We start from the raw sequence: 16,892 nt of genomic DNA on the forward strand, positions 1-16,892 counted from the left end.
TAAAAATTAAAAAATGATCTGGGAACTGACTTGAATATCGTGTGTCTTATAAGTGGACAATCTTGATCGTCCCTCTGTCTTTCCTCCCTGAGGCAGAGAATGTGATATTAAGGCGGTTCCCCCGGTTTTACTCCCCTTTAACCGGGGTTTTTTATATCTAATCTAATAATAAGCAAATGCTAATTTGTTTGTAACCATTCATTGATGATTGTCGTTGCATCATCAATGCCAGTATTCGTTATGCTTGAGAATAATTGCACACTACATTGCGGATAGAATTCTTTTATAAAAAAAGTTACTTTCTGTAAAGTGATATTTGCTTGCAGCTTACTTAATTTATCAGCCTTTGTTAATAAAATATGAATTACTTTTCCAGTCGGCGAGAACCAATCAAGCATTTGAATATCCAAAGGTTTCAGAGGATGACGAATATCCATTATTAATATCAAACCCTTAAGTGAATCACGTGTCTGCAAATAATTACTTAATAAATTTTGCCAATGTTGCCGTATGTGCTCTGGAACCTTAGCGTAGCCATAACCAGGTAAGTCAACAAGAAAATTGTCTGATGACAATTGAAAAAAATTTATTAATTGTGTACGCCCCGGTGTTTTGCTAACAAATGCTAAGCGGTTCCTATTGGTTAATGCATTAATAGCGCTTGATTTCCCAGCGTTTGAACGCCCAGCGAAGGCAATTTCAATGCCAGAATGCTTGGGTAAATCTCGATCCTCATGTGCGGAAGTAAAAAAAGTGGCATTTAGTAATCGAGGCATATTATAGTGAAAAACTAGGCTCTGAATTTCCTAGAGTATCATTAGCGACTATTATCAAGCCTTCCAGCACTAAATTATTAATAACCTTTATTGGAAGTTTGAAAAAAGGAATTAGCAACGAAGCACTGCCGCCACTTATGATGCAATTGACAGAAGCTAGATTAACAGTTGACAATAACAGATTATACATCCTATCAACAGCACCTAAAATGCAATGAATCAAACCACTTTGTAGCGCATTTTCAGTACTGACAGGAAAATCTTCATAACTACCCAATTCGATATTAGTAAGTTGAGTGCCTGATAAAAGGCTTTTAGTCATCAAATTAAATCCCGGCAGTATGATTCCACCAAGGAATTTACCAGATTCAGAAAGAACATCGATAGTTACTGCTGTTCCAGCATTAATGACTAAACATGGCTGCTTCTCGATTCTCCAAGCAGCGATTAAAGCTGCCCAACGATCACTTCCTAATTGACTCGGATTAATATAGCCATTAATAACATTACATCTAAAATTGTTAGAACTTAGCCATTCTAGCCTCGAGGGCCACAGAGAAATTAACTTAGTTATTTGATTTCTAGTTTCACTTCGCGCAACATGAGAAATAATAATGAAAGTCGGCGTGGGGAGATTTATAAATTCATCTTCAAGATTAGAAACATCCTTGTAAAACACATTACCTTGCATTAACCACTGATCACCGTGATATAATCCCCACTTTATATTAGAATTTCCAGAATCTATGGCAAGTATATAGGACATTAATTCTTAGTAAACTCTAGATCGCACCGAAATATTTCCAACATTAAATGACTTCTTTCCTCCAGGTGTTAACAAACAGATAGCACCATCATCCGCTATTCCATCAATTATACCTGCTATTGCTAAACCATTTGGAAAGATCAAATCAACTTCGCATCCTTCGTAAAAATGATAACTGATCCATTCCTTTCTAAAATATACAAAGCCATAATAATCAAAATCTTTGAGAACATTATGTAGTTCTACTAATAACTCACCAAATACTCTGTTGCGATCTATTAAATTACTACTGACCTCTGACAGATCGGTAACTTGCTGATCAATCATAGGTTTAATCGATTCAGATAGATTAAAATTAATACCTATACCTATTACCGCATATGATGGTCCACATATTTCACCACGAATTTCGATCAAAGTACCAGCTAATTTATGATTATTGCATAGAATGTCATTTGGCCATTTGATGTTAATATTCTGAATAGAATAAGATTTCAAGACTCTTAAAATTGCAATGCCAATTACTAAACTTAAACCGGATAATTCAGAAATGCTTTTGTCAAAGCGCCAACATATTGAAAACATAAGCCCATTACCAAAGCCACACTGCCAAATACGTCCCTCGCGTCCTCGTCCACTAGTTTGAAATTCAGTAGCAACAACTGGGACTGTACCATTAATCAATGTTTTTCTTTTTAATTGATTAAGAAGATAATTATTCGTAGAATCAACAATATCTAATAATCTTAAATCAAATTTTTTTGAACCAACTGATGTGCTTTTAATAATTAATTCAGTATTCAACCAAACTATTGGCTTATTTATTTTAATTGTATTAGCATCAATATTTACTACATCAATACTATAATTTTTTAGTTGATAAACTAAGAAATGAATTGAAGTTAGAGAACATTTAAGAAGTTTTGCTAAAGCACTCGCTGAATGCTGCATGCCGTCATTTAACAAGACTAACAAATAAAGCGCTTTTAAATTTACATACATATATGCATGAAAATGAAAAAGCTTAGATTAATTACTTTTGTCTGTTATAGAAGATTGAGAGTCAACTTCATATACAGGTTTATCTAATAGTTCTACCAGAGCCATTGGAGCATTATCTCCTTTTCTGTATCCATATCTAAGAATTCGGATATATCCTCCAGGGCGAGAATTATAACGGGGTCCCAATTCAGAAAAGATTTTTGTTACACTTGCTCGATCACGAAGTCTATCGAAAGCTAACCTTTTATTTGCAACTGAAGGGGATTTTCCTAAAGTAATCATAGGCTCAACATATCTTCTTAGTTCTTTAGCTTTTGGAAGCGTTGTTTTAATTACTTCATAACGCAATAGTGAATTACTCATATTACGAAACATAGCTTTTCTATGACTACTAGTTCGATTTAGCTTTCTCAAAGCATTATTGTGGCGCATGATTATTTTCCTTTGAAACACTATCAAGATTAGCCGGTGGCCAATTATCTAATTTCATTCCTAATGTAAGTTCTCTTGAAGCCAAAACTTCTTTGATTTCATTAAGTGATTTTCTTCCCAAATTAGGTGTTCTAAGTAGTTCAGCTTCAGTTCTTTGAATTAAATCACCTATATAATATATATTTTCCACTTTCAAACAATTAGCTGACCTTACCGTGAGTTCTAAATCATCAACTGGCCGAAGTAATATGGGATCAATCTGCGGAGCTTGTGGTTTTTCTTTTGGTATAGGTGTACTTTCAAGATCAGCAAAAACAGATAATTGCTGAACTAAAACTCGAGCAGCAAAACGTATTGCTTCTTCAGGCTCAACTGCCCCATTCGTCTCGATATCGACAATTAATTTATCTAGATCTGTTCGCTGTTCAACACGGGCACTCTCAACCGAATAACTAACGCGTTTAATTGGGCTAAAAGATGCATCCAGCAATATCGTTCCTATACTATTTTTTTCATTGATGCCAATTTTTCTAATATTAGCAGGAGCATAGCCTCTTCCTTTCTCCACTTTAAGCTGTACATCAATTTTTCCGTCTGATGTCAGATGAGCAATCACATGCTCTGGATTAATGATTTCAACATCGTGGCTTAACTCAATATCTGCAGCTGTAACAATACCTTTACCAGTTTTATTTAATGTAAGTACAACCTCATCATTATTATGTAGTTTTAAAACGATACCCTTTATGTTCATCAATATATCAACAACATCTTCTTGCACACCATCAAGTGCCGAGTATTCATGCAATACGCCAGCAATTTTAACCTCTGTTGGAGCATATCCAGTCATAGAAGACAATAATATCCGCCGCAAGGCATTGCCTAATGTATGACCATAACCTCGTTCAAATGGCTCCATAACAACTTTTGCATGAAGCGGTGATATATTTTGAACATCAATAATTCTTGGCGTTAGCAAATCTGTACCTTGCATAATAATAATGTGCCTTTAGATAAAGAAAATCAATACTATTATTGATTACTTAGAATACAACTCGACAACCAAAGATTCATTAATCGTCGCAGGTAGATCAGATCGTTCAGGCTTCATTTTAAAAATGCCTTTCATTGCCTTAATGTCAACTTCAATCCATGTTGGGAAAGTTCGATTATTCGCCATTTCAAGGGCGTGTTTAATTCTCAACTGTTCTTTTGCTGCATTTACAACCTCTACAATATCTCCAGCTTTCACTCTATATGATGGAATATTTACACGACTTCCATTTACTAAAATACAATTATGTCGGACTATTTGTCTAGCCTCAGCTCTTGACGCTCCAAATCCCATATGAAAAGCGACATTGTCAAGACGGCTTTCAAGCAACTGAAGGAGATTATCACCAGTTATACCACGTTGCTTGTCAGCAATTTTGTAAATATTCCTGAATTGCTTTTCCAAAATTCCGTATATCTTTCTTATTTTTTGCTTTTCCCGTAGCTGACCACCATAATCAGAAATTCTTCCTTTCTTCTGACCATGTTGTCCTGGAGGATAATTTCTTCGTTCTATTGCACATTTGTCAGTAAAACATTTTTCACCCTTCAGGAAAAGCTTCTCACCTTCACGTCTACATTGCTTGCATTTAGGCTCAATATTTTTTGCCAAAGTTTAATCTCCTCAGATTCTTCGTTTTTTTGGAGGACGGCATCCATTATGTGGTACTGGTGTTACGTCTGAAATGCTAGTTATTTTAAATCCAGCCGAATTCAAAGCTCTCACAGCTGAATCCCTTCCAGGGCCAGGGCCTTTAACTCTGACCTCTAAGTTTTTTACACCACAATCAATTGCTATTTTACTTGCATTTTCAGCAGCAATTTGTGCTGCGAATGGTGTACTCTTACGAGAACCTTTAAACCCAGCCCCTCCAGAGGTTGCCCAAGATAAAGCATTGCCCTGCCTATCAGTAATTGTAACAATTGTGTTGTTAAACGAAGCATGTATATGAGCTATACCTTCCGCCACATTCTTCTTTATTTTTTTTCTTACTTTAGAAGTTGCTTTAACCATTTAATTACCTTTTATACCTATTCATAAAAATTGTCATCGAGAACGTATCGCTTTACGAGGCCCTTTTCTAGTCCTTGCATTAGTACGTGTTCTCTGACCGCGGACAGGAAGACCACGTCGATGACGCAAACCACGATAACATCCAAGATCCATAAGTCTCTTTATATTCATTGAGATCTCTCGGCGTAAATCTCCTTCAATTGTTAGTTTTGCAACTTGATCACGTATTAATTCTATCTGATCTTCAGATAAATCCTTAAGTTTTCGATCAATATCTACACCTATAGCTTTACATATATCATTAGAACTTGTTCGGCCAATTCCATATATTGAAGTTAATGCTATACCGATATGTTTATGATTGGGAATGTTTACACCAGCGATACGCGCCATTCAATTTCCTTGTGTATAAAAAAAAATAATCATCCTTGCCGTTGTTTGTGCCTAGGATCCTCGCATATCACTCTAAGTACTCTATTACGACGTATAATCTTACACTTTCTACAAAATTTTTTTACAGATGCATTTACTTTCATAATTTCTAGTCCACAAAGGGTTTTTAAAAAAAGTACTATTTAGCTCTAAATGTAATTCTAGCCCTAGTAAGGTCATACGGTGTCAAGTCGACTGTTACTTTGTCACCTGGCAAGATCCTTATATAATGCATTCGCATCTTACCTGAGATATGACCAAGAACAATATGGCCATTTTCTAGTTTAACCCGAAATGTAGCATTGGGGAGAGTTTCAAGTATCTCTCCTTGCATTTGAATTGTTTCTTCTTTAGCCATTAAATTATTGTGATAACCTTCTATTTAGCACTTAGCTTCCCAGTATTAGTTTTAAGATTGGTTTTTTTCAATAAACTGTCATATTGAGAGGACATCACATGAGATTGTACTTGTGACATAAAATCCATTGTAACTATCACTATAATTAAAAGCGAAGTTCCACCAAAATAAAATGGAACATTCCATTTGAGGATTAAGAACTCTGGCAACAAGCATACGAGTGTCACATATATAGATCCTGCTAAGGTTAAACGAAGCATTATTCTTTCAATATATCTAGTGGTTTGTTCTCCAGGTCTAATACCAGGAACAAAAGCTCCACTTTTTTTAAGGTTGTCGGCTGTTTCTTTTGGATTAAAAACAAGCGCTGTATAAAAAAAACAAAAGAAAATAATCATTACAGCGTACAGCATCACATAAATTGGCTGCCCAGGAGATAATGCAGCACTAATATCTTTTAATAATATCATTGAATCATTATTTGCAAACCATCCTGCCAAGGTTGCCGGAAATAAAATAATGCTTGATGCAAAAATAGGCGGTATCACTCCCGCCATGTTTATTTTTAAAGGTAAATGAGAACTCTGACCACCGTATATCTTTTGCCCAACCTGGCGTTTTGCATAATTCACCAAAATTCGTCTCTGACCTTTTTCTACAAAAACGACAAACCACGTGACTAAAGCTGCAGCAATAAATATCCCCAGTGCAACGAGAAAATGCATCGATCCAGTGCTAACTAAATCCAAGGTTCCACCTATAGCACTTGGTAAGCCTGCTGCTATACCGGCAAATATTATTAGAGAAATACCATTGCCAATGCCTCGCTCGGTTATTTGTTCACCCAACCACATTAAAAAAATTGTTCCTGTTACCAACGTAATCACTGTAGTCAGTGTAAACATCCCACCTGGGTTAATTACCAATCCGCTTTGCGATTGAAGTGCAATTGAAATTCCATAACTTTGTACTAAAGCAAGAGCAAGTGTCCCATATCGCGTATATTGGGTAATTTTCCGTCTACCACTCTCGCCTTCCTTCTTTAGTGCTTCTAAGTAAGGCACAGCAACAGTTCCAAGTTGCATAATAATAGAAGCTGAAATGTAGGGCATTATACCCAACGCAAATATCGAGAAACGTGAAAGTGCACCACCTGAGAACATATTAAACATCCCCAAGACGCCACTTTCCTGGGATTCAAACAAGTCTTTTAATACAATTGAATCAATACCAGGCACTGGAACATGTGCTCCAATCCTATATACAATTAACGCTAATAACAAAAACCATAAACGTCGTTTTAAATCAGAAAATTTGTCGACGGGCTTATTTAATGAACCTTTGATAGCCACTTTTTTTCCTTATGCTTCTATAATATTTTTCCACCCGAAGCTTCTATCATCACTTTGATCCCTTTGCTGACATAGAATCCCTCTAACGAAATTGCTCTATCGATCTGATCAATGCCATAAATTTTAACTTTTTTAACTTTATTAGAAATAATATTATATTTTTTTAGCAAATCAACATTGATAGTAGCTTCAGAGACTATCTTTAAATCTCTGATTCGCAAAGAAGAATAATCATCTCTTTTAAAAGATGAAAATCCTCTTTTTGGCAAACGCCGCTGAATTGGCATTTGTCCGCCTTCAAACCCTACTTTATGAAATCCTCCGGAACGTGATTTTTGTCCTTTATGACCTCGACCGCAAGTTTTTCCAAAACCTGACCCAATACCCCGACCCACCCGCACTTTACTTTTAGAAGAACCAATAGCAGGCTTAATTGAATTTAAAAACATATCAATCACACTTTATTAAATATTTAATCTTATTAATCATCCCAATAGTTTCAGGTGTTTTCTCAAGCACTGATGAGCTGTTAATCTTTTTTAAACCCAAACCTCTTATAGTTGCTCTATGAGATTGTTTGACGCCTATCAGACTTTTAACCAAGTATATTTTTACAGTATTTGGCATTTTTTCATCAACCATTATCAATTCCTAGAATTTCTTTAACCGTTTTTCCACGTTTCGCAGCTATACTTGCAGGTGTGTTCATAGAATTCAATCCCTTAATTGTTGCTCGCACAACATTATATGGATTCGTAGAACCAATACATTTAGCTAGAATATCCGTCATGCCTATCACTTCAAAAATCGCGCGCATAGGTCCACCAGCAATAATTCCCGTCCCTTCTGGTGCAGGCTGCATATATACTTTAGCAGCTCCATGAGAAGCAATAATTGGATGATATATAGTGCCGTTCTTTAATTTAATCTTAATCATTCTTTTACGGGCTTCGTCCATAGCCTTTTGAACAGCAACTGGAACTTCACGTGATTTTCCCTTTCCCATCCCGACACTACCATCACCATCACCAACAACAGTAAGAGCAGCAAAGCCTAAAATACGTCCACCCTTTACAACTTTGGTAACTCTATTGATGGCCACCATTTTCTCTCGCAAATCATCACCAGTTTCTTCATTTCCTGAGTGTTTTACACCTGCCTTGCCAATTTTTGCCATCTTAAATCCTTGATTAGAATTTTAATCCATTTTGGCGAGCCGATTCTGCTAACGCCTGCACTCTTCCATGAAATTTATATCCTGATCTATCAAAGGCGATATTTGTAATTCCACACTTCTTTCCTTTCTCGGCGATTCTTTTTCCAATAAATGACGCAGCTGTCACGGTGCTACCTGAAGAAATTTCTTTTTTAACGTCGGGCTCTAAAGTAGACGCACAAGCTATGGTTTTATGTTGATTATCATCTATTAATTGCGCATATATATGCAAATTAGTTCTATGCACACATAATCTTATAGCGCCAATTTCTGCAATTTTATATCGAGTCCTTCTTGAACGTCTTAATCGCCTAACTTTTAAATTTGCCATATTATTTCACTTATTTTTTCTTCGTTTCTTTGAGAATAATTTTCTCATCTGAATAACGAACACCTTTGCCCTTATATGGCTCTGGTTTTCTATATGCTCGTATTTCAGCAGCTGTTTGCCCAACTACTTGCTTGCTCATTCCTTTAATAAGGATTTCTGTCTGCGTCGGGGTTTCAATTTTGATTCCATCAGGGACAATATAATCTACAGGATGTGAAAATCCTAAAGCCAAGTTAATTTTATTCTGTGCAGCCTGAGCTCGATAGCCAACACCTACTAACTGTAATTTCCTTTCAAAACCTACAGTCACACCGTGAACCATATTGGCAACAAGAGACCTGACTGTCCCGGACATAGCGTTAGCATGTTTTGATTCATTTGCTGACTTAATTCTAATTTCATTATCAATCACTTCCAACACAACAAAATTAGTTAATTTTTGATGCAAAGTTCCTAAAGGCCCTTTTATTGATATGTTATAATTTGAAGTGGTCACTTCAACGTTGGACGGGATAATTATGGGATTTTTACTAACACGAGACATTTAACATCTCCTTTAAACAACATAGCATAATAATTCACCGCCAACTCCAAGCTGTTGCGCTTTTCTTTGAGTCATCACACCTTTAGATGTGGACATAATTGCAATCCCCAATCCGTTCATAACATTCGGCAGATTCTTACTAGATTTATAAATTCTTAAACCAGGTTTACTAACGCGCGTTATCTTTTCTATCACCCGATCACCCGAGTGATATTTTAGTTTGATTTCTATATTTTTTTTACTTCCTTGATCGACGATATCAAAAGCTTCTATATATCCTTCATCTTTAAGAACATTAGCTATTGCTTGTTTAATGCGAGAACTTGGCATTATTACTGATGTTTTTTTTGCCATTTGTCCATTACGCATCCGCGTCAGCATATCTGCTATAGGATCACTCATACTCATAATGCATTACCTACCGATTAGTTACATTAACACAAAATTGACAATATCTTACTATCAAGTAAGAATTATATATCACCAGCTAGCTTTGATTATTCCTGGAATTTTACCACTCATCGCGATATCTCTTAACTTGCTTCTTCCTAGACCAAATTTAGAATAAACACCTCGAGGCCTACCGGTTAATGCGCACCTATTTCTTAGTCGGACTGGGCTAGAGTCTCTCGGCAAATTTTGTAATACCAGACGAGATTCACTACGTTCCGCATCACTGAGCGCAGAATTATTTATTATTTTTTTTAAATTAATCCTTTGCTCTGCATACTTCTGCACTATTTTATATCTTTTGATATTTCTATTAATAATAGCAAGCTTTGCCATTTTGATCTCAGTTTTTAAATGGAAAATTGAAAGCTGATAACAATGCCTTAGCCTCAGCATCACTTTTAGCTGTAGTTGTAATTGATATATTCATTCCACGCAAATCGTCAATTTTATCATAATCTATCTCGGGGAAAATAATTTGTTCTTTTATACCCATATTATAGTTACCTCTGCCATCAAAAGATTTTCCAGATATCCCTCTAAAATCTCTTATTCTGGGTATTGCGATGGTTATTAATCGGTCTAGAAACTCATACATCCTAACTCGTCGCAGTGTGACCATACATCCTATTGGATAATCCTGTCTTACCTTAAACGTCGCAATAGATTTCTTAGCTTTTGTAACGACAGGATGTTGACCAGATATTTTTTTTATGTCAGATAATGCGTTTTCTATTATTTTTTTATCTATGGTAGCTTCACCTAGACCAATATTTAATGTAATTTTTGTTATGCGTGGCACTTCCATTATCGAATTGTATTTGAATTGTTCAATAAGTTTCTTAACAGCTACATTCCTATAATATTCTTGTAAGCGAGTCATACTTAAATCCACTTCCTTTTTTACGGTTCAATCAAATCCCCACTAGATTTAAATATACGGATTTTATTATTTTCCGCAGTAAGCTTAAATCCAACTCTGTCAGGTTTCTTTGAATGAAAATTATAAATTGCAACGTTAGACACATGCATCGGCATTTCTTTACCAATTATACCACCTACACTACCATTGGTAGGATTAGGTTTTTGATGTTTCTTAACTATATTTATTCCTTGAATAATTAAATAGTCTATTCTTTCAATACGAAGAACAGTTCCTCTTTTGCCTTTATCTTTACCAGTGATAATAATAACGTCATCACCTTTTTTTATTTTTTGCATATCACTTTCCTCCCATAGCTATAATACTTCTGGAGCTAGAGATACGATTTTCATAAAATGCACATTTCGCAACTCTCGAGTCACTGGACCAAATATACGTGTTCCTATCGGCTCAAATTTGTTATTAAGCAATACAGCTGCATTATCGTCGAATTTTAATAAAGATCCGTCATTACGTCTTACACCTTTTGCTGTTCTAACTACTACCGCATTATAAACTTCACCTTTTTTAACTTTTCCTCTAGGTGCCGCATCTTTAACGCTAACTTTAATAATATCGCCTATTCCCGCGTATTTCCTTTTTGATCCGCCAAGTACTTTTATACACATAAGTGAACGTGCGCCAGTATTATCTGCCACCCGTAATATTGATTGCATTTGGATCATTTTCTATTCGCTTTTAATTATAAATTACTTCATGCATAGATATAATGTTATTTTTATAGCAAGCTTCAGAACATATCAATTAAAATTTTTACCGCATGTACTATAAAATAAACATTTATATATCACGTAGTCCAGATAATATACAAAAATATCATTTATTCGATATCTTCTATATTTTATATTTTATCTATTACTTTCCAATTTTTGGTTTTTGATAAAGGACGACATTCTTCTAATAGAACAGTATCACCTATCAAATACTGATTAATTTCATCGTGGGCATGATATTTCTTAGTTCTTGTAATAAACTTCCCATATAGTGGATGGATCAATCTACGTTCCACCAATACGGTTACAGTTTTATCCATTTTATTACTAATAACTTTCCCACTTATAGTACGCGTTCGGTTTAATTTATCGCTATTCATGATCATTTTGTCGCTGGGTTATAAATGTTTTTACTCTGGCAATATCTCTTTTTATCATTCTTAGCTTGTTAGTATTCGACAACTGCTGTGTTGCCAATTGCATTCTTAACCCGAATTGCGCTTTTAATAAAGAAATTAACTCTAAATTTAATTCCGATAGCTGTTTATTTTTCAATTCGACTGACTTCATCACTATCCACCAATTTGCCTTATAGTAAATGTTGTTCTAATAGGTAGCTTTGCTGCAGCAAGTCGGAAAGCTTCTTTTGCCAATTCCTCTGTCACCCCATCCATTTCATACAACACTTTTCCCGGTTGTATTTCAGCCACATAATATTCTGGATTTCCTTTTCCGTTCCCCATTCTAACTTCAGCCGGTTTTTGCGAGATTGGTTTATCAGGAAAAACTCTGATCCAAATTCGCCCACCTCTTTTGATGTGTCTCGTCATTGCCCTACGTGCCGCTTCAATTTGGCGTGATGTTAGTCGCCCTCTTCCTATTGCTTTTAATCCGAATTCACCAAAACTAACTTTAGCTCCACGTGTAGCGATTCCAGTATTTCTTCCTTTCTGCTGCTTTCTATATTTAGTTCTAGCTGGTTGAAGCATTCATTTCTCCATAATTCATTTTTCATCGACTTCCGCAATCTGTTCAGTATGGGTCGAACTATCTTCTAAACCTGAATCTTTGTTACTGCTAATTTCATTCTTTGAATCTGAGGAATTTATGAATGATAAAGAAGAACGCTTATTGTGTCTTTTTTTTTCATTTTCTGAATTTGGATTTGCAGTTGAATGAATTACTTGATCACTTTTACCCAGTAACTCTCCTTTGAAGATCCATACCTTTATGCCTATGATTCCATAAGTTGTTTTAGCTTCTGATGTTCCGTAATCAATGTCAGCTCTTAATGTATGAAGTGGAACCCTTCCCTCTCTATACCACTCAGTACGAGCAATCTCAATCCCATTTAATCTACCAGAACTCATAATTTTTATTCCTTGAGCACCAAGTCTCATGGCATTTTGCATTGCCCGTTTCATTGCTCTTCGAAACATTATTCTTTTTTCTAACTGTTGCGCAATATTATCAGCTATTAATTGCGCATCGATTTCTGGCTTTCTAATTTCCTCTATATTTACATGAACAGGAACACCCATTCTTTTTTGTAGCTCGCTACGCAGCACCTCAATATCTTCACCTTTCTTGCCTATAACGACACCTGGCCGAGAACTAAAAATTGTAATTCTAGCATTCTTTGAAGGTCTTTCTATCAAAATCTTACCAACTGATGCATTTTTAAGTCTATTTGCAAGAAAAGTTCGAACCTTTATGTCTTCATTAAGCATAGCCGAAAAATTACTACTATTCGCATACCATCTCGACAACCAATTTTTTTGCACAGACAGCCTAAAACCAGTCGGATTTATTTTTTGACCCATATCAGTTAGTGCCTTTATTAGTATAACCACTACCATCACCCAAAGTCAGTGATATGTGGCATGTTGGTTTCACAATTCTATTTCCACGACCTTTAGCACGAGCGCTAGTTCTCTTCATAGATGCACCTTGATCAACTATAATTGACGATATAGTAAGTTCATCAATATCAGCACCATCATTGTGTTCAGCATTAGCTATTGCAGACTCTAGTAGCTTATGTATTATTTCCGCACCTTTTTTTGGACTAAATATTAATATGTTCAACGCTTTGTCCACAGTCAAGCCCCTTACTTGATCAGCAACAAGACGACATTTTTGAGCTGAAATTCTTGCACCACGTAATTTAGCAATTGTTTCCATTTTAATTTTTAACGCTTCGTAACAACTTTCTTGTCACCAGCATGCCCTTTAAAAGTACGTGTTAATGAAAATTCTCCAAACTTATGACCCACCATATTTTCGGTAACAAATATCGGTATGTGTTGTTTTCCATTATGGACTGCTACAGTTAATCCAATAAAATCAGGCAATATCGTTGATCGTCTAGACCATGTTTTAATAGGCCGCTTATCATTTGTATTTCGCGCCTTTTCTATTTTTAGAACTAAATGAGTATCAACGAATGGTCCTTTTTTTACTGATCGTGGCATTTAATCATCCTTTTTTTGAATAGCGATGACGAACTATCATCACATTTGTTCTTTTATTTTTACGAGTTCTATATCCCTTGGCTGGTGTCCCCCAAGGACTTACCGGATGCCTCCCCGCAGATGTTCTACCTTCACCACCACCATGAGGATGATCTACGGGATTCATTGCCACGCCACGCACAGTCGGTCTAATTCCACGCCATCTTACTGCACCCGCCTTACCAATGGATCTTAAACCATGCTCTGCATTACCTACTTCACCGATAGTAGCACGGCAATCTATATGAACTTTACGCACCTCACCTGATCGCAGTTTAATTTGTGCGTAATTACCTTCTCTGGCTTGCAATTGAACAAACGAACCTGCTGATCTAGCTAATTGAGCTCCTTTTCCAGGCAACAACTCAACACAATGAACTATTGTTCCTATTGGTATATTACGTAGTGATAAAGTATCACCAAGCTTAATTTGCGCTAAATTTCCACTACCAATTTTCATTCCTACTGCCAATCCTTTTGGAGCAATTATGTATTTTCTTTCCCCATCGGCATAACATACCAAAGCGATATTAGCTGATCTGTTTGGATCATATTCAATGCGTTCTATAGTAGCGGTGACATCATCTTTATTGCGTTTAAAATCCATTAACCTATAATGTTGTTTATGGCCCCCACCACGGTGCCGTGTGGTGATATGCCCATGATGATTACGGCCCGCAGTTTTAGACTGCTTTTCAAGCAAACTTTTATGAGGCTTTCCTTTGTGTAATTCATTATTTACCAGCTTAACAACAGATCTTCGCCCAGGCGATGTTGGTTTTAATTTTACAAGTGCCATCATTTAGCCTCTACATTCGAAAAATTTGTAAAATTCAACTCTTGCCCGCTTTTAATCCTCACGATAGCTTTTTTCCAATCAGATCTTTTTCCCATAAAGCGTCCAAACCGCTTTTGCTTTCCTTTAACATTAATCGTTTGGACTTTTTCTACTTCAATTTTTTGTTCTTTCCATAGCAATTCCACAGCTTTTTTAATTTCTAGCTTAGTAGCGTCCGTCGCTACACGAAACATAGTTTGATTATTTTTCTCGCCTAAATAAGTTGCTTTTTCTGAAATATGAGGCGCCAATATAATTTTCAATAAGCGGTCCTGATTGCTAATTACACTATTCATGAAAGAAGCTCCTCTATCCTTTTTAAACTATCGCTCGTGATAAGTGTTTTTTTAAATTTCAAAAGACTGACTGGATCTATATTGCGCACTTCAACAACAGCAATATTAGGAATATTTCGCGATGACAAATAAAGATTACTATCAATTTCATTCGTTATAATCATCACATTACTCAATTCGAGAACTTCTAATTTCTCTGACAATGCTTTAGTTTTATACGAATCGACGCTAAATGATTCAATAACAAACAACCTATTATCACGAATTAGCTGCGAGAATATAGAACTAATTCCGGCACGATACATTTTTTTATTCAATTTCTTTTTAAAACTTTCCTCAGAACTGCTGGGAAATATTTTACCGCCTCCGCGCCATATAGGACTCGAAGCCATACCAGCACGTGCTCTGCCCGTACCTTTTTGGCGCCATGGTTTACGAGTTGACTTAGAGATATCCGATCTACCTTTTTGTGCCCGAGTTGCAGAACGCGCATTAGATAAATATGAAGTCACAACCTGATGAACGAGCGCTTCGTTATAATCTCTCTTAAAAAGCTCATCAGAGACAGTTACGCTTCCTGTTTTCTGATTTTTATTATCGATAAGCTCAATTTCCATTACCTATTCACCCTACTGTTTATATTTTATCTTTATAAATTCACTTTTTTTCTTTTACGCTTGACCGAACTATTACATATCCACCTTTCGATCCTGGAACTGCACCCTTAACTAACAACAAATTTCTTTCGCTATCAATTCTTAATATTTCAATATTTTGTGTAGTTCTCCTCACGTTACCCATATGTGCAGCCATACGCTTACCTGGGAAAATACGCCCCGGATCTTGGGCCATGCCAATTGAACCTGGTTTATTATGCGCTTTCGAATTGCCATGACTTGCTCTGTTGGAAGAAAAGTGGTGTAACTTTATTGCCCCTGCAAAACCCTTTCCTATCGTAACTCCAGATATATCAACTGTTTGCCCTACTTTAAATATATCGTTCTTAATCTCCATACCATTCTGGAATTGATCAAGAATAGAATCATCATTTACCCTGAACTCTCTGACAATGCTCCCAGCCACCACACCAGCTTTAGCACAATGACCGGCTGTCGATTTACTCACCTTTGATATCTTTTTCTGACCGAATGATATCTGTGCAGCACAATAACCATCAGAAGAAGTTTTCTTTATTTGGGTTATACGATTATTTGTAACATCAATTACTGTTACTGGAAAAGCATCTCCATTCTCCGCGAATATTCGCATCATACCGATCTTACGGCCAATTAATCCTAAACTCATTCTATCTCTCTTTTCAGGAGTGTTCTTTATTTAATTTCTTAATCTTAAGAAAATATTAATTTTTTATTTACAGTTTTATCTCTACATCGACACCTGCAGGAAGGTCCAATTTCATCAATGCGTCCACTGTCTTATCTGTCGGATCTATTATATCCATTAACCTTAAATGCGTTCTAATTTCAAACTGATCACGCGAAGTCTTGTTCACATGAGGCGAGCGCAGCACATCAAAGCGTTCTATTTTGGTCGGCAATGGAATCGGTCCCTTTACTACCGCTCCTGTCCTTTTTGCTGTTTCAACAATTTCTATAGCTGATTTATCTATCAAACGATAATCGAAGGCTTTAAGACGAATTCTAATTTTTTGATTTTGCATATACTCGTTCCTGAATTAATAAATTCAATATATTACCGCACTATATATTGAACTTATTTTTCTTTACCTTCTCAATCACTCAATAATCTTAGCAACAACGCCAGCACCAACAGTTCTACCACCTTCGCGTATCGCAAAACGCAATCCATCTTCCATCGCAATAGGTGCTATCAAATTTACC

General features: G+C 36.0%; 32 protein-coding genes and 1 pseudogene. All 33 read right to left on the reverse strand.

Annotation, left to right across the window (positions count from 1 at the left end):
- Positions 1 to 179 precede the first annotated feature (179 nt).
- A complete protein-coding gene (gene yihA, locus K2Q13_RS12805; RefSeq protein WP_292921602.1) occupies positions 180 to 776 on the reverse strand; it encodes a ribosome biogenesis GTP-binding protein YihA/YsxC in 597 nt (198 codons plus the stop codon).
- Position 777: 1 nt separating this feature from the next.
- On the reverse strand, positions 778 to 1,542 hold the full coding sequence (locus tag K2Q13_RS12810; RefSeq protein WP_292921604.1) for a type III pantothenate kinase: 765 nt from the start codon (positions 1,540 to 1,542) through the stop codon (positions 778 to 780).
- 6 nt (positions 1,543 to 1,548) lie between these two features.
- Positions 1,549 to 2,544: a biotin--[acetyl-CoA-carboxylase] ligase gene (locus K2Q13_RS12815; protein ID WP_292921605.1), complete on the reverse strand. Its 996-nt coding sequence runs from the start codon at positions 2,542 to 2,544 to the stop codon at positions 1,549 to 1,551.
- 27 nt (positions 2,545 to 2,571) lie between these two features.
- Entirely contained in the window at positions 2,572 to 2,976 is a 405-nt protein-coding gene (gene rplQ, locus K2Q13_RS12820) for a 50S ribosomal protein L17 (RefSeq protein WP_292921607.1), read from the reverse strand.
- On the reverse strand, positions 2,963 to 3,970 hold the full coding sequence (gene rpoA / locus K2Q13_RS12825) for a DNA-directed RNA polymerase subunit alpha (protein ID WP_292921609.1): 1,008 nt from the start codon (positions 3,968 to 3,970) through the stop codon (positions 2,963 to 2,965). Before rpoA ends, rplQ begins: the two co-directional genes overlap by 14 nt.
- Positions 3,971 to 4,015: 45 nt before the next feature.
- A complete protein-coding gene (gene rpsD, locus K2Q13_RS12830) occupies positions 4,016 to 4,642 on the reverse strand; it encodes a 30S ribosomal protein S4 (protein ID WP_292921611.1) in 627 nt (208 codons plus the stop codon).
- Between the two features lie 12 nt (positions 4,643 to 4,654).
- Positions 4,655 to 5,044 carry a 30S ribosomal protein S11 gene (gene rpsK / locus K2Q13_RS12835; protein ID WP_292921612.1) on the reverse strand — a complete coding sequence of 130 codons (390 nt, stop codon included), beginning with the start codon at positions 5,042 to 5,044 and terminating at the stop codon, positions 4,655 to 4,657.
- A 33-nt stretch (positions 5,045 to 5,077) separates the two neighbouring features.
- A complete protein-coding gene (gene rpsM, locus K2Q13_RS12840) occupies positions 5,078 to 5,437 on the reverse strand; it encodes a 30S ribosomal protein S13 (RefSeq protein ID WP_292921614.1) in 360 nt (119 codons plus the stop codon).
- A 29-nt stretch (positions 5,438 to 5,466) separates the two neighbouring features.
- Positions 5,467 to 5,580 carry a 50S ribosomal protein L36 gene (gene rpmJ / locus K2Q13_RS12845; RefSeq protein WP_292921616.1) on the reverse strand — a complete coding sequence of 38 codons (114 nt, stop codon included), beginning with the start codon at positions 5,578 to 5,580 and terminating at the stop codon, positions 5,467 to 5,469.
- 35 nt (positions 5,581 to 5,615) lie between these two features.
- On the reverse strand, positions 5,616 to 5,834 hold the full coding sequence (infA, locus tag K2Q13_RS12850; RefSeq protein ID WP_013647126.1) for a translation initiation factor IF-1: 219 nt from the start codon (positions 5,832 to 5,834) through the stop codon (positions 5,616 to 5,618).
- Positions 5,835 to 5,854: 20 nt separating this feature from the next.
- Complete coding sequence (gene secY, locus K2Q13_RS12855) at positions 5,855 to 7,186, reverse strand: preprotein translocase subunit SecY (RefSeq protein ID WP_292921618.1); 1,332 nt, start codon at positions 7,184 to 7,186, stop codon at positions 5,855 to 5,857.
- A 17-nt stretch (positions 7,187 to 7,203) separates the two neighbouring features.
- The gene (rplO, locus tag K2Q13_RS12860) at positions 7,204 to 7,635 is read right to left on the reverse strand and encodes a 50S ribosomal protein L15 (protein ID WP_292921620.1); all 432 of its coding nucleotides are present in this window, start codon (positions 7,633 to 7,635) and stop codon (positions 7,204 to 7,206) included.
- A 1-nt stretch (position 7,636) separates the two neighbouring features.
- Positions 7,637 to 7,828 (reverse strand): 50S ribosomal protein L30, encoded by a 192-nt coding sequence (rpmD, locus tag K2Q13_RS12865; RefSeq protein WP_292921621.1) that lies wholly within the window; start codon positions 7,826 to 7,828, stop codon positions 7,637 to 7,639.
- Positions 7,821 to 8,363, reverse strand: coding sequence for a 30S ribosomal protein S5 (rpsE, locus tag K2Q13_RS12870; RefSeq protein WP_292921623.1), 543 nt, complete (start codon positions 8,361 to 8,363; stop codon positions 7,821 to 7,823). Before rpsE ends, rpmD begins: the two co-directional genes overlap by 8 nt.
- Positions 8,364 to 8,376: 13 nt before the next feature.
- Complete coding sequence (gene rplR, locus K2Q13_RS12875; protein WP_292921625.1) at positions 8,377 to 8,733, reverse strand: 50S ribosomal protein L18; 357 nt, start codon at positions 8,731 to 8,733, stop codon at positions 8,377 to 8,379.
- 10 nt (positions 8,734 to 8,743) lie between these two features.
- Positions 8,744 to 9,277 carry a 50S ribosomal protein L6 gene (gene rplF, locus K2Q13_RS12880; protein WP_292921626.1) on the reverse strand — a complete coding sequence of 178 codons (534 nt, stop codon included), beginning with the start codon at positions 9,275 to 9,277 and terminating at the stop codon, positions 8,744 to 8,746.
- 12 nt (positions 9,278 to 9,289) lie between these two features.
- The gene (rpsH, locus tag K2Q13_RS12885) at positions 9,290 to 9,685 is read right to left on the reverse strand and encodes a 30S ribosomal protein S8 (protein WP_292921628.1); all 396 of its coding nucleotides are present in this window, start codon (positions 9,683 to 9,685) and stop codon (positions 9,290 to 9,292) included.
- Between the two features lie 72 nt (positions 9,686 to 9,757).
- A complete protein-coding gene (gene rpsN, locus K2Q13_RS12890; protein ID WP_292921630.1) occupies positions 9,758 to 10,063 on the reverse strand; it encodes a 30S ribosomal protein S14 in 306 nt (101 codons plus the stop codon).
- A 7-nt stretch (positions 10,064 to 10,070) separates the two neighbouring features.
- Complete coding sequence (rplE, locus tag K2Q13_RS12895; protein ID WP_292921632.1) at positions 10,071 to 10,610, reverse strand: 50S ribosomal protein L5; 540 nt, start codon at positions 10,608 to 10,610, stop codon at positions 10,071 to 10,073.
- A 20-nt stretch (positions 10,611 to 10,630) separates the two neighbouring features.
- Positions 10,631 to 10,948 (reverse strand): 50S ribosomal protein L24, encoded by a 318-nt coding sequence (rplX, locus tag K2Q13_RS12900; protein WP_292921634.1) that lies wholly within the window; start codon positions 10,946 to 10,948, stop codon positions 10,631 to 10,633.
- 18 nt (positions 10,949 to 10,966) lie between these two features.
- The gene (rplN, locus tag K2Q13_RS12905; RefSeq protein ID WP_292921636.1) at positions 10,967 to 11,335 is read right to left on the reverse strand and encodes a 50S ribosomal protein L14; all 369 of its coding nucleotides are present in this window, start codon (positions 11,333 to 11,335) and stop codon (positions 10,967 to 10,969) included.
- A gap of 176 nt (positions 11,336 to 11,511) precedes the next feature.
- A complete protein-coding gene (gene rpsQ / locus K2Q13_RS12910; protein ID WP_365726000.1) occupies positions 11,512 to 11,763 on the reverse strand; it encodes a 30S ribosomal protein S17 in 252 nt (83 codons plus the stop codon).
- Positions 11,756 to 11,953, reverse strand: coding sequence for a 50S ribosomal protein L29 (rpmC, locus tag K2Q13_RS12915; RefSeq protein ID WP_292921638.1), 198 nt, complete (start codon positions 11,951 to 11,953; stop codon positions 11,756 to 11,758). Before rpmC ends, rpsQ begins: the two co-directional genes overlap by 8 nt.
- A 2-nt stretch (positions 11,954 to 11,955) precedes the next feature.
- Complete coding sequence (rplP, locus tag K2Q13_RS12920; protein ID WP_292921640.1) at positions 11,956 to 12,372, reverse strand: 50S ribosomal protein L16; 417 nt, start codon at positions 12,370 to 12,372, stop codon at positions 11,956 to 11,958.
- A gap of 15 nt (positions 12,373 to 12,387) precedes the next feature.
- Positions 12,388 to 13,206: a 30S ribosomal protein S3 gene (rpsC, locus tag K2Q13_RS12925; protein WP_292921642.1), complete on the reverse strand. Its 819-nt coding sequence runs from the start codon at positions 13,204 to 13,206 to the stop codon at positions 12,388 to 12,390.
- A 1-nt stretch (position 13,207) separates the two neighbouring features.
- A complete protein-coding gene (gene rplV / locus K2Q13_RS12930) occupies positions 13,208 to 13,567 on the reverse strand; it encodes a 50S ribosomal protein L22 (protein WP_292921644.1) in 360 nt (119 codons plus the stop codon).
- Positions 13,568 to 13,575: 8 nt separating this feature from the next.
- On the reverse strand, positions 13,576 to 13,857 hold the full coding sequence (gene rpsS / locus K2Q13_RS12935) for a 30S ribosomal protein S19 (RefSeq protein ID WP_292921646.1): 282 nt from the start codon (positions 13,855 to 13,857) through the stop codon (positions 13,576 to 13,578).
- 4 nt (positions 13,858 to 13,861) lie between these two features.
- Positions 13,862 to 14,695: a 50S ribosomal protein L2 gene (rplB, locus tag K2Q13_RS12940; RefSeq protein WP_292921658.1), complete on the reverse strand. Its 834-nt coding sequence runs from the start codon at positions 14,693 to 14,695 to the stop codon at positions 13,862 to 13,864.
- Positions 14,695 to 15,030, reverse strand: a complete 336-nt coding sequence (gene rplW / locus K2Q13_RS12945) for a 50S ribosomal protein L23 (protein WP_292921648.1) — start codon at positions 15,028 to 15,030, stop codon at positions 14,695 to 14,697. The genes rplB and rplW overlap by 1 nt, the downstream gene beginning before the upstream one ends.
- Positions 15,027 to 15,647, reverse strand: coding sequence for a 50S ribosomal protein L4 (rplD, locus tag K2Q13_RS12950; RefSeq protein ID WP_292921650.1), 621 nt, complete (start codon positions 15,645 to 15,647; stop codon positions 15,027 to 15,029). Before rplD ends, rplW begins: the two co-directional genes overlap by 4 nt.
- Before the next feature lie 40 nt (positions 15,648 to 15,687).
- The gene (gene rplC / locus K2Q13_RS12955) at positions 15,688 to 16,335 is read right to left on the reverse strand and encodes a 50S ribosomal protein L3 (RefSeq protein ID WP_292921652.1); all 648 of its coding nucleotides are present in this window, start codon (positions 16,333 to 16,335) and stop codon (positions 15,688 to 15,690) included.
- Between the two features lie 67 nt (positions 16,336 to 16,402).
- Positions 16,403 to 16,711, reverse strand: a complete 309-nt coding sequence (rpsJ, locus tag K2Q13_RS12960; RefSeq protein WP_013647104.1) for a 30S ribosomal protein S10 — start codon at positions 16,709 to 16,711, stop codon at positions 16,403 to 16,405.
- Positions 16,712 to 16,786: 75 nt separating this feature from the next.
- Positions 16,787 to 16,892, reverse strand: a pseudogene (locus K2Q13_RS12965) (elongation factor Tu); the annotation flags it as partial.

This window comes from Nitrosomonas sp., assembly GCF_019752095.1.
In the GTDB taxonomy this organism is placed as follows: Bacteria; Pseudomonadota; Gammaproteobacteria; order Burkholderiales; family Nitrosomonadaceae; genus Nitrosomonas.

Coding starts and splice junctions, on each gene's coding strand:
- yihA (WP_292921602.1), bottom strand. CDS start 776: ATGCCTCGATTACTAAATGCCACTTTTTTTACTTCCGCACATGAGGAT.
- K2Q13_RS12810 (WP_292921604.1), bottom strand. CDS start 1,542: ATGTCCTATATACTTGCCATAGATTCTGGAAATTCTAATATAAAGTGG.
- K2Q13_RS12815 (WP_292921605.1), bottom strand. CDS start 2,544: ATGTATGTAAATTTAAAAGCGCTTTATTTGTTAGTCTTGTTAAATGAC.
- rplQ (WP_292921607.1), bottom strand. CDS start 2,976: ATGCGCCACAATAATGCTTTGAGAAAGCTAAATCGAACTAGTAGTCAT.
- rpoA (WP_292921609.1), bottom strand. CDS start 3,970: ATGCAAGGTACAGATTTGCTAACGCCAAGAATTATTGATGTTCAAAAT.
- rpsK (WP_292921612.1), bottom strand. CDS start 5,044: ATGGTTAAAGCAACTTCTAAAGTAAGAAAAAAAATAAAGAAGAATGTG.
- rpsM (WP_292921614.1), bottom strand. CDS start 5,437: ATGGCGCGTATCGCTGGTGTAAACATTCCCAATCATAAACATATCGGT.
- rpmJ (WP_292921616.1), bottom strand. CDS start 5,580: ATGAAAGTAAATGCATCTGTAAAAAAATTTTGTAGAAAGTGTAAGATT.
- infA (WP_013647126.1), bottom strand. CDS start 5,834: ATGGCTAAAGAAGAAACAATTCAAATGCAAGGAGAGATACTTGAAACT.
- rplO (WP_292921620.1), bottom strand. CDS start 7,635: ATGTTTTTAAATTCAATTAAGCCTGCTATTGGTTCTTCTAAAAGTAAA.
- rpmD (WP_292921621.1), bottom strand. CDS start 7,828: ATGGTTGATGAAAAAATGCCAAATACTGTAAAAATATACTTGGTTAAA.
- rpsE (WP_292921623.1), bottom strand. CDS start 8,363: ATGGCAAAAATTGGCAAGGCAGGTGTAAAACACTCAGGAAATGAAGAA.
- rplR (WP_292921625.1), bottom strand. CDS start 8,733: ATGGCAAATTTAAAAGTTAGGCGATTAAGACGTTCAAGAAGGACTCGA.
- rplF (WP_292921626.1), bottom strand. CDS start 9,277: ATGTCTCGTGTTAGTAAAAATCCCATAATTATCCCGTCCAACGTTGAA.
- rpsH (WP_292921628.1), bottom strand. CDS start 9,685: ATGAGTATGAGTGATCCTATAGCAGATATGCTGACGCGGATGCGTAAT.
- rpsN (WP_292921630.1), bottom strand. CDS start 10,063: ATGGCAAAGCTTGCTATTATTAATAGAAATATCAAAAGATATAAAATA.
- rplE (WP_292921632.1), bottom strand. CDS start 10,610: ATGACTCGCTTACAAGAATATTATAGGAATGTAGCTGTTAAGAAACTT.
- rplX (WP_292921634.1), bottom strand. CDS start 10,948: ATGCAAAAAATAAAAAAAGGTGATGACGTTATTATTATCACTGGTAAA.
- rplN (WP_292921636.1), bottom strand. CDS start 11,335: ATGATCCAAATGCAATCAATATTACGGGTGGCAGATAATACTGGCGCA.
- rpsQ (WP_365726000.1), bottom strand. CDS start 11,763: ATGAATAGCGATAAATTAAACCGAACGCGTACTATAAGTGGGAAAGTT.
- rpmC (WP_292921638.1), bottom strand. CDS start 11,953: ATGAAGTCAGTCGAATTGAAAAATAAACAGCTATCGGAATTAAATTTA.
- rplP (WP_292921640.1), bottom strand. CDS start 12,372: ATGCTTCAACCAGCTAGAACTAAATATAGAAAGCAGCAGAAAGGAAGA.
- rpsC (WP_292921642.1), bottom strand. CDS start 13,206: ATGGGTCAAAAAATAAATCCGACTGGTTTTAGGCTGTCTGTGCAAAAA.
- rplV (WP_292921644.1), bottom strand. CDS start 13,567: ATGGAAACAATTGCTAAATTACGTGGTGCAAGAATTTCAGCTCAAAAA.
- rpsS (WP_292921646.1), bottom strand. CDS start 13,857: ATGCCACGATCAGTAAAAAAAGGACCATTCGTTGATACTCATTTAGTT.
- rplB (WP_292921658.1), bottom strand. CDS start 14,695: ATGGCACTTGTAAAATTAAAACCAACATCGCCTGGGCGAAGATCTGTT.
- rplW (WP_292921648.1), bottom strand. CDS start 15,030: ATGAATAGTGTAATTAGCAATCAGGACCGCTTATTGAAAATTATATTG.
- rplD (WP_292921650.1), bottom strand. CDS start 15,647: ATGGAAATTGAGCTTATCGATAATAAAAATCAGAAAACAGGAAGCGTA.
- rplC (WP_292921652.1), bottom strand. CDS start 16,335: ATGAGTTTAGGATTAATTGGCCGTAAGATCGGTATGATGCGAATATTC.
- rpsJ (WP_013647104.1), bottom strand. CDS start 16,711: ATGCAAAATCAAAAAATTAGAATTCGTCTTAAAGCCTTCGATTATCGT.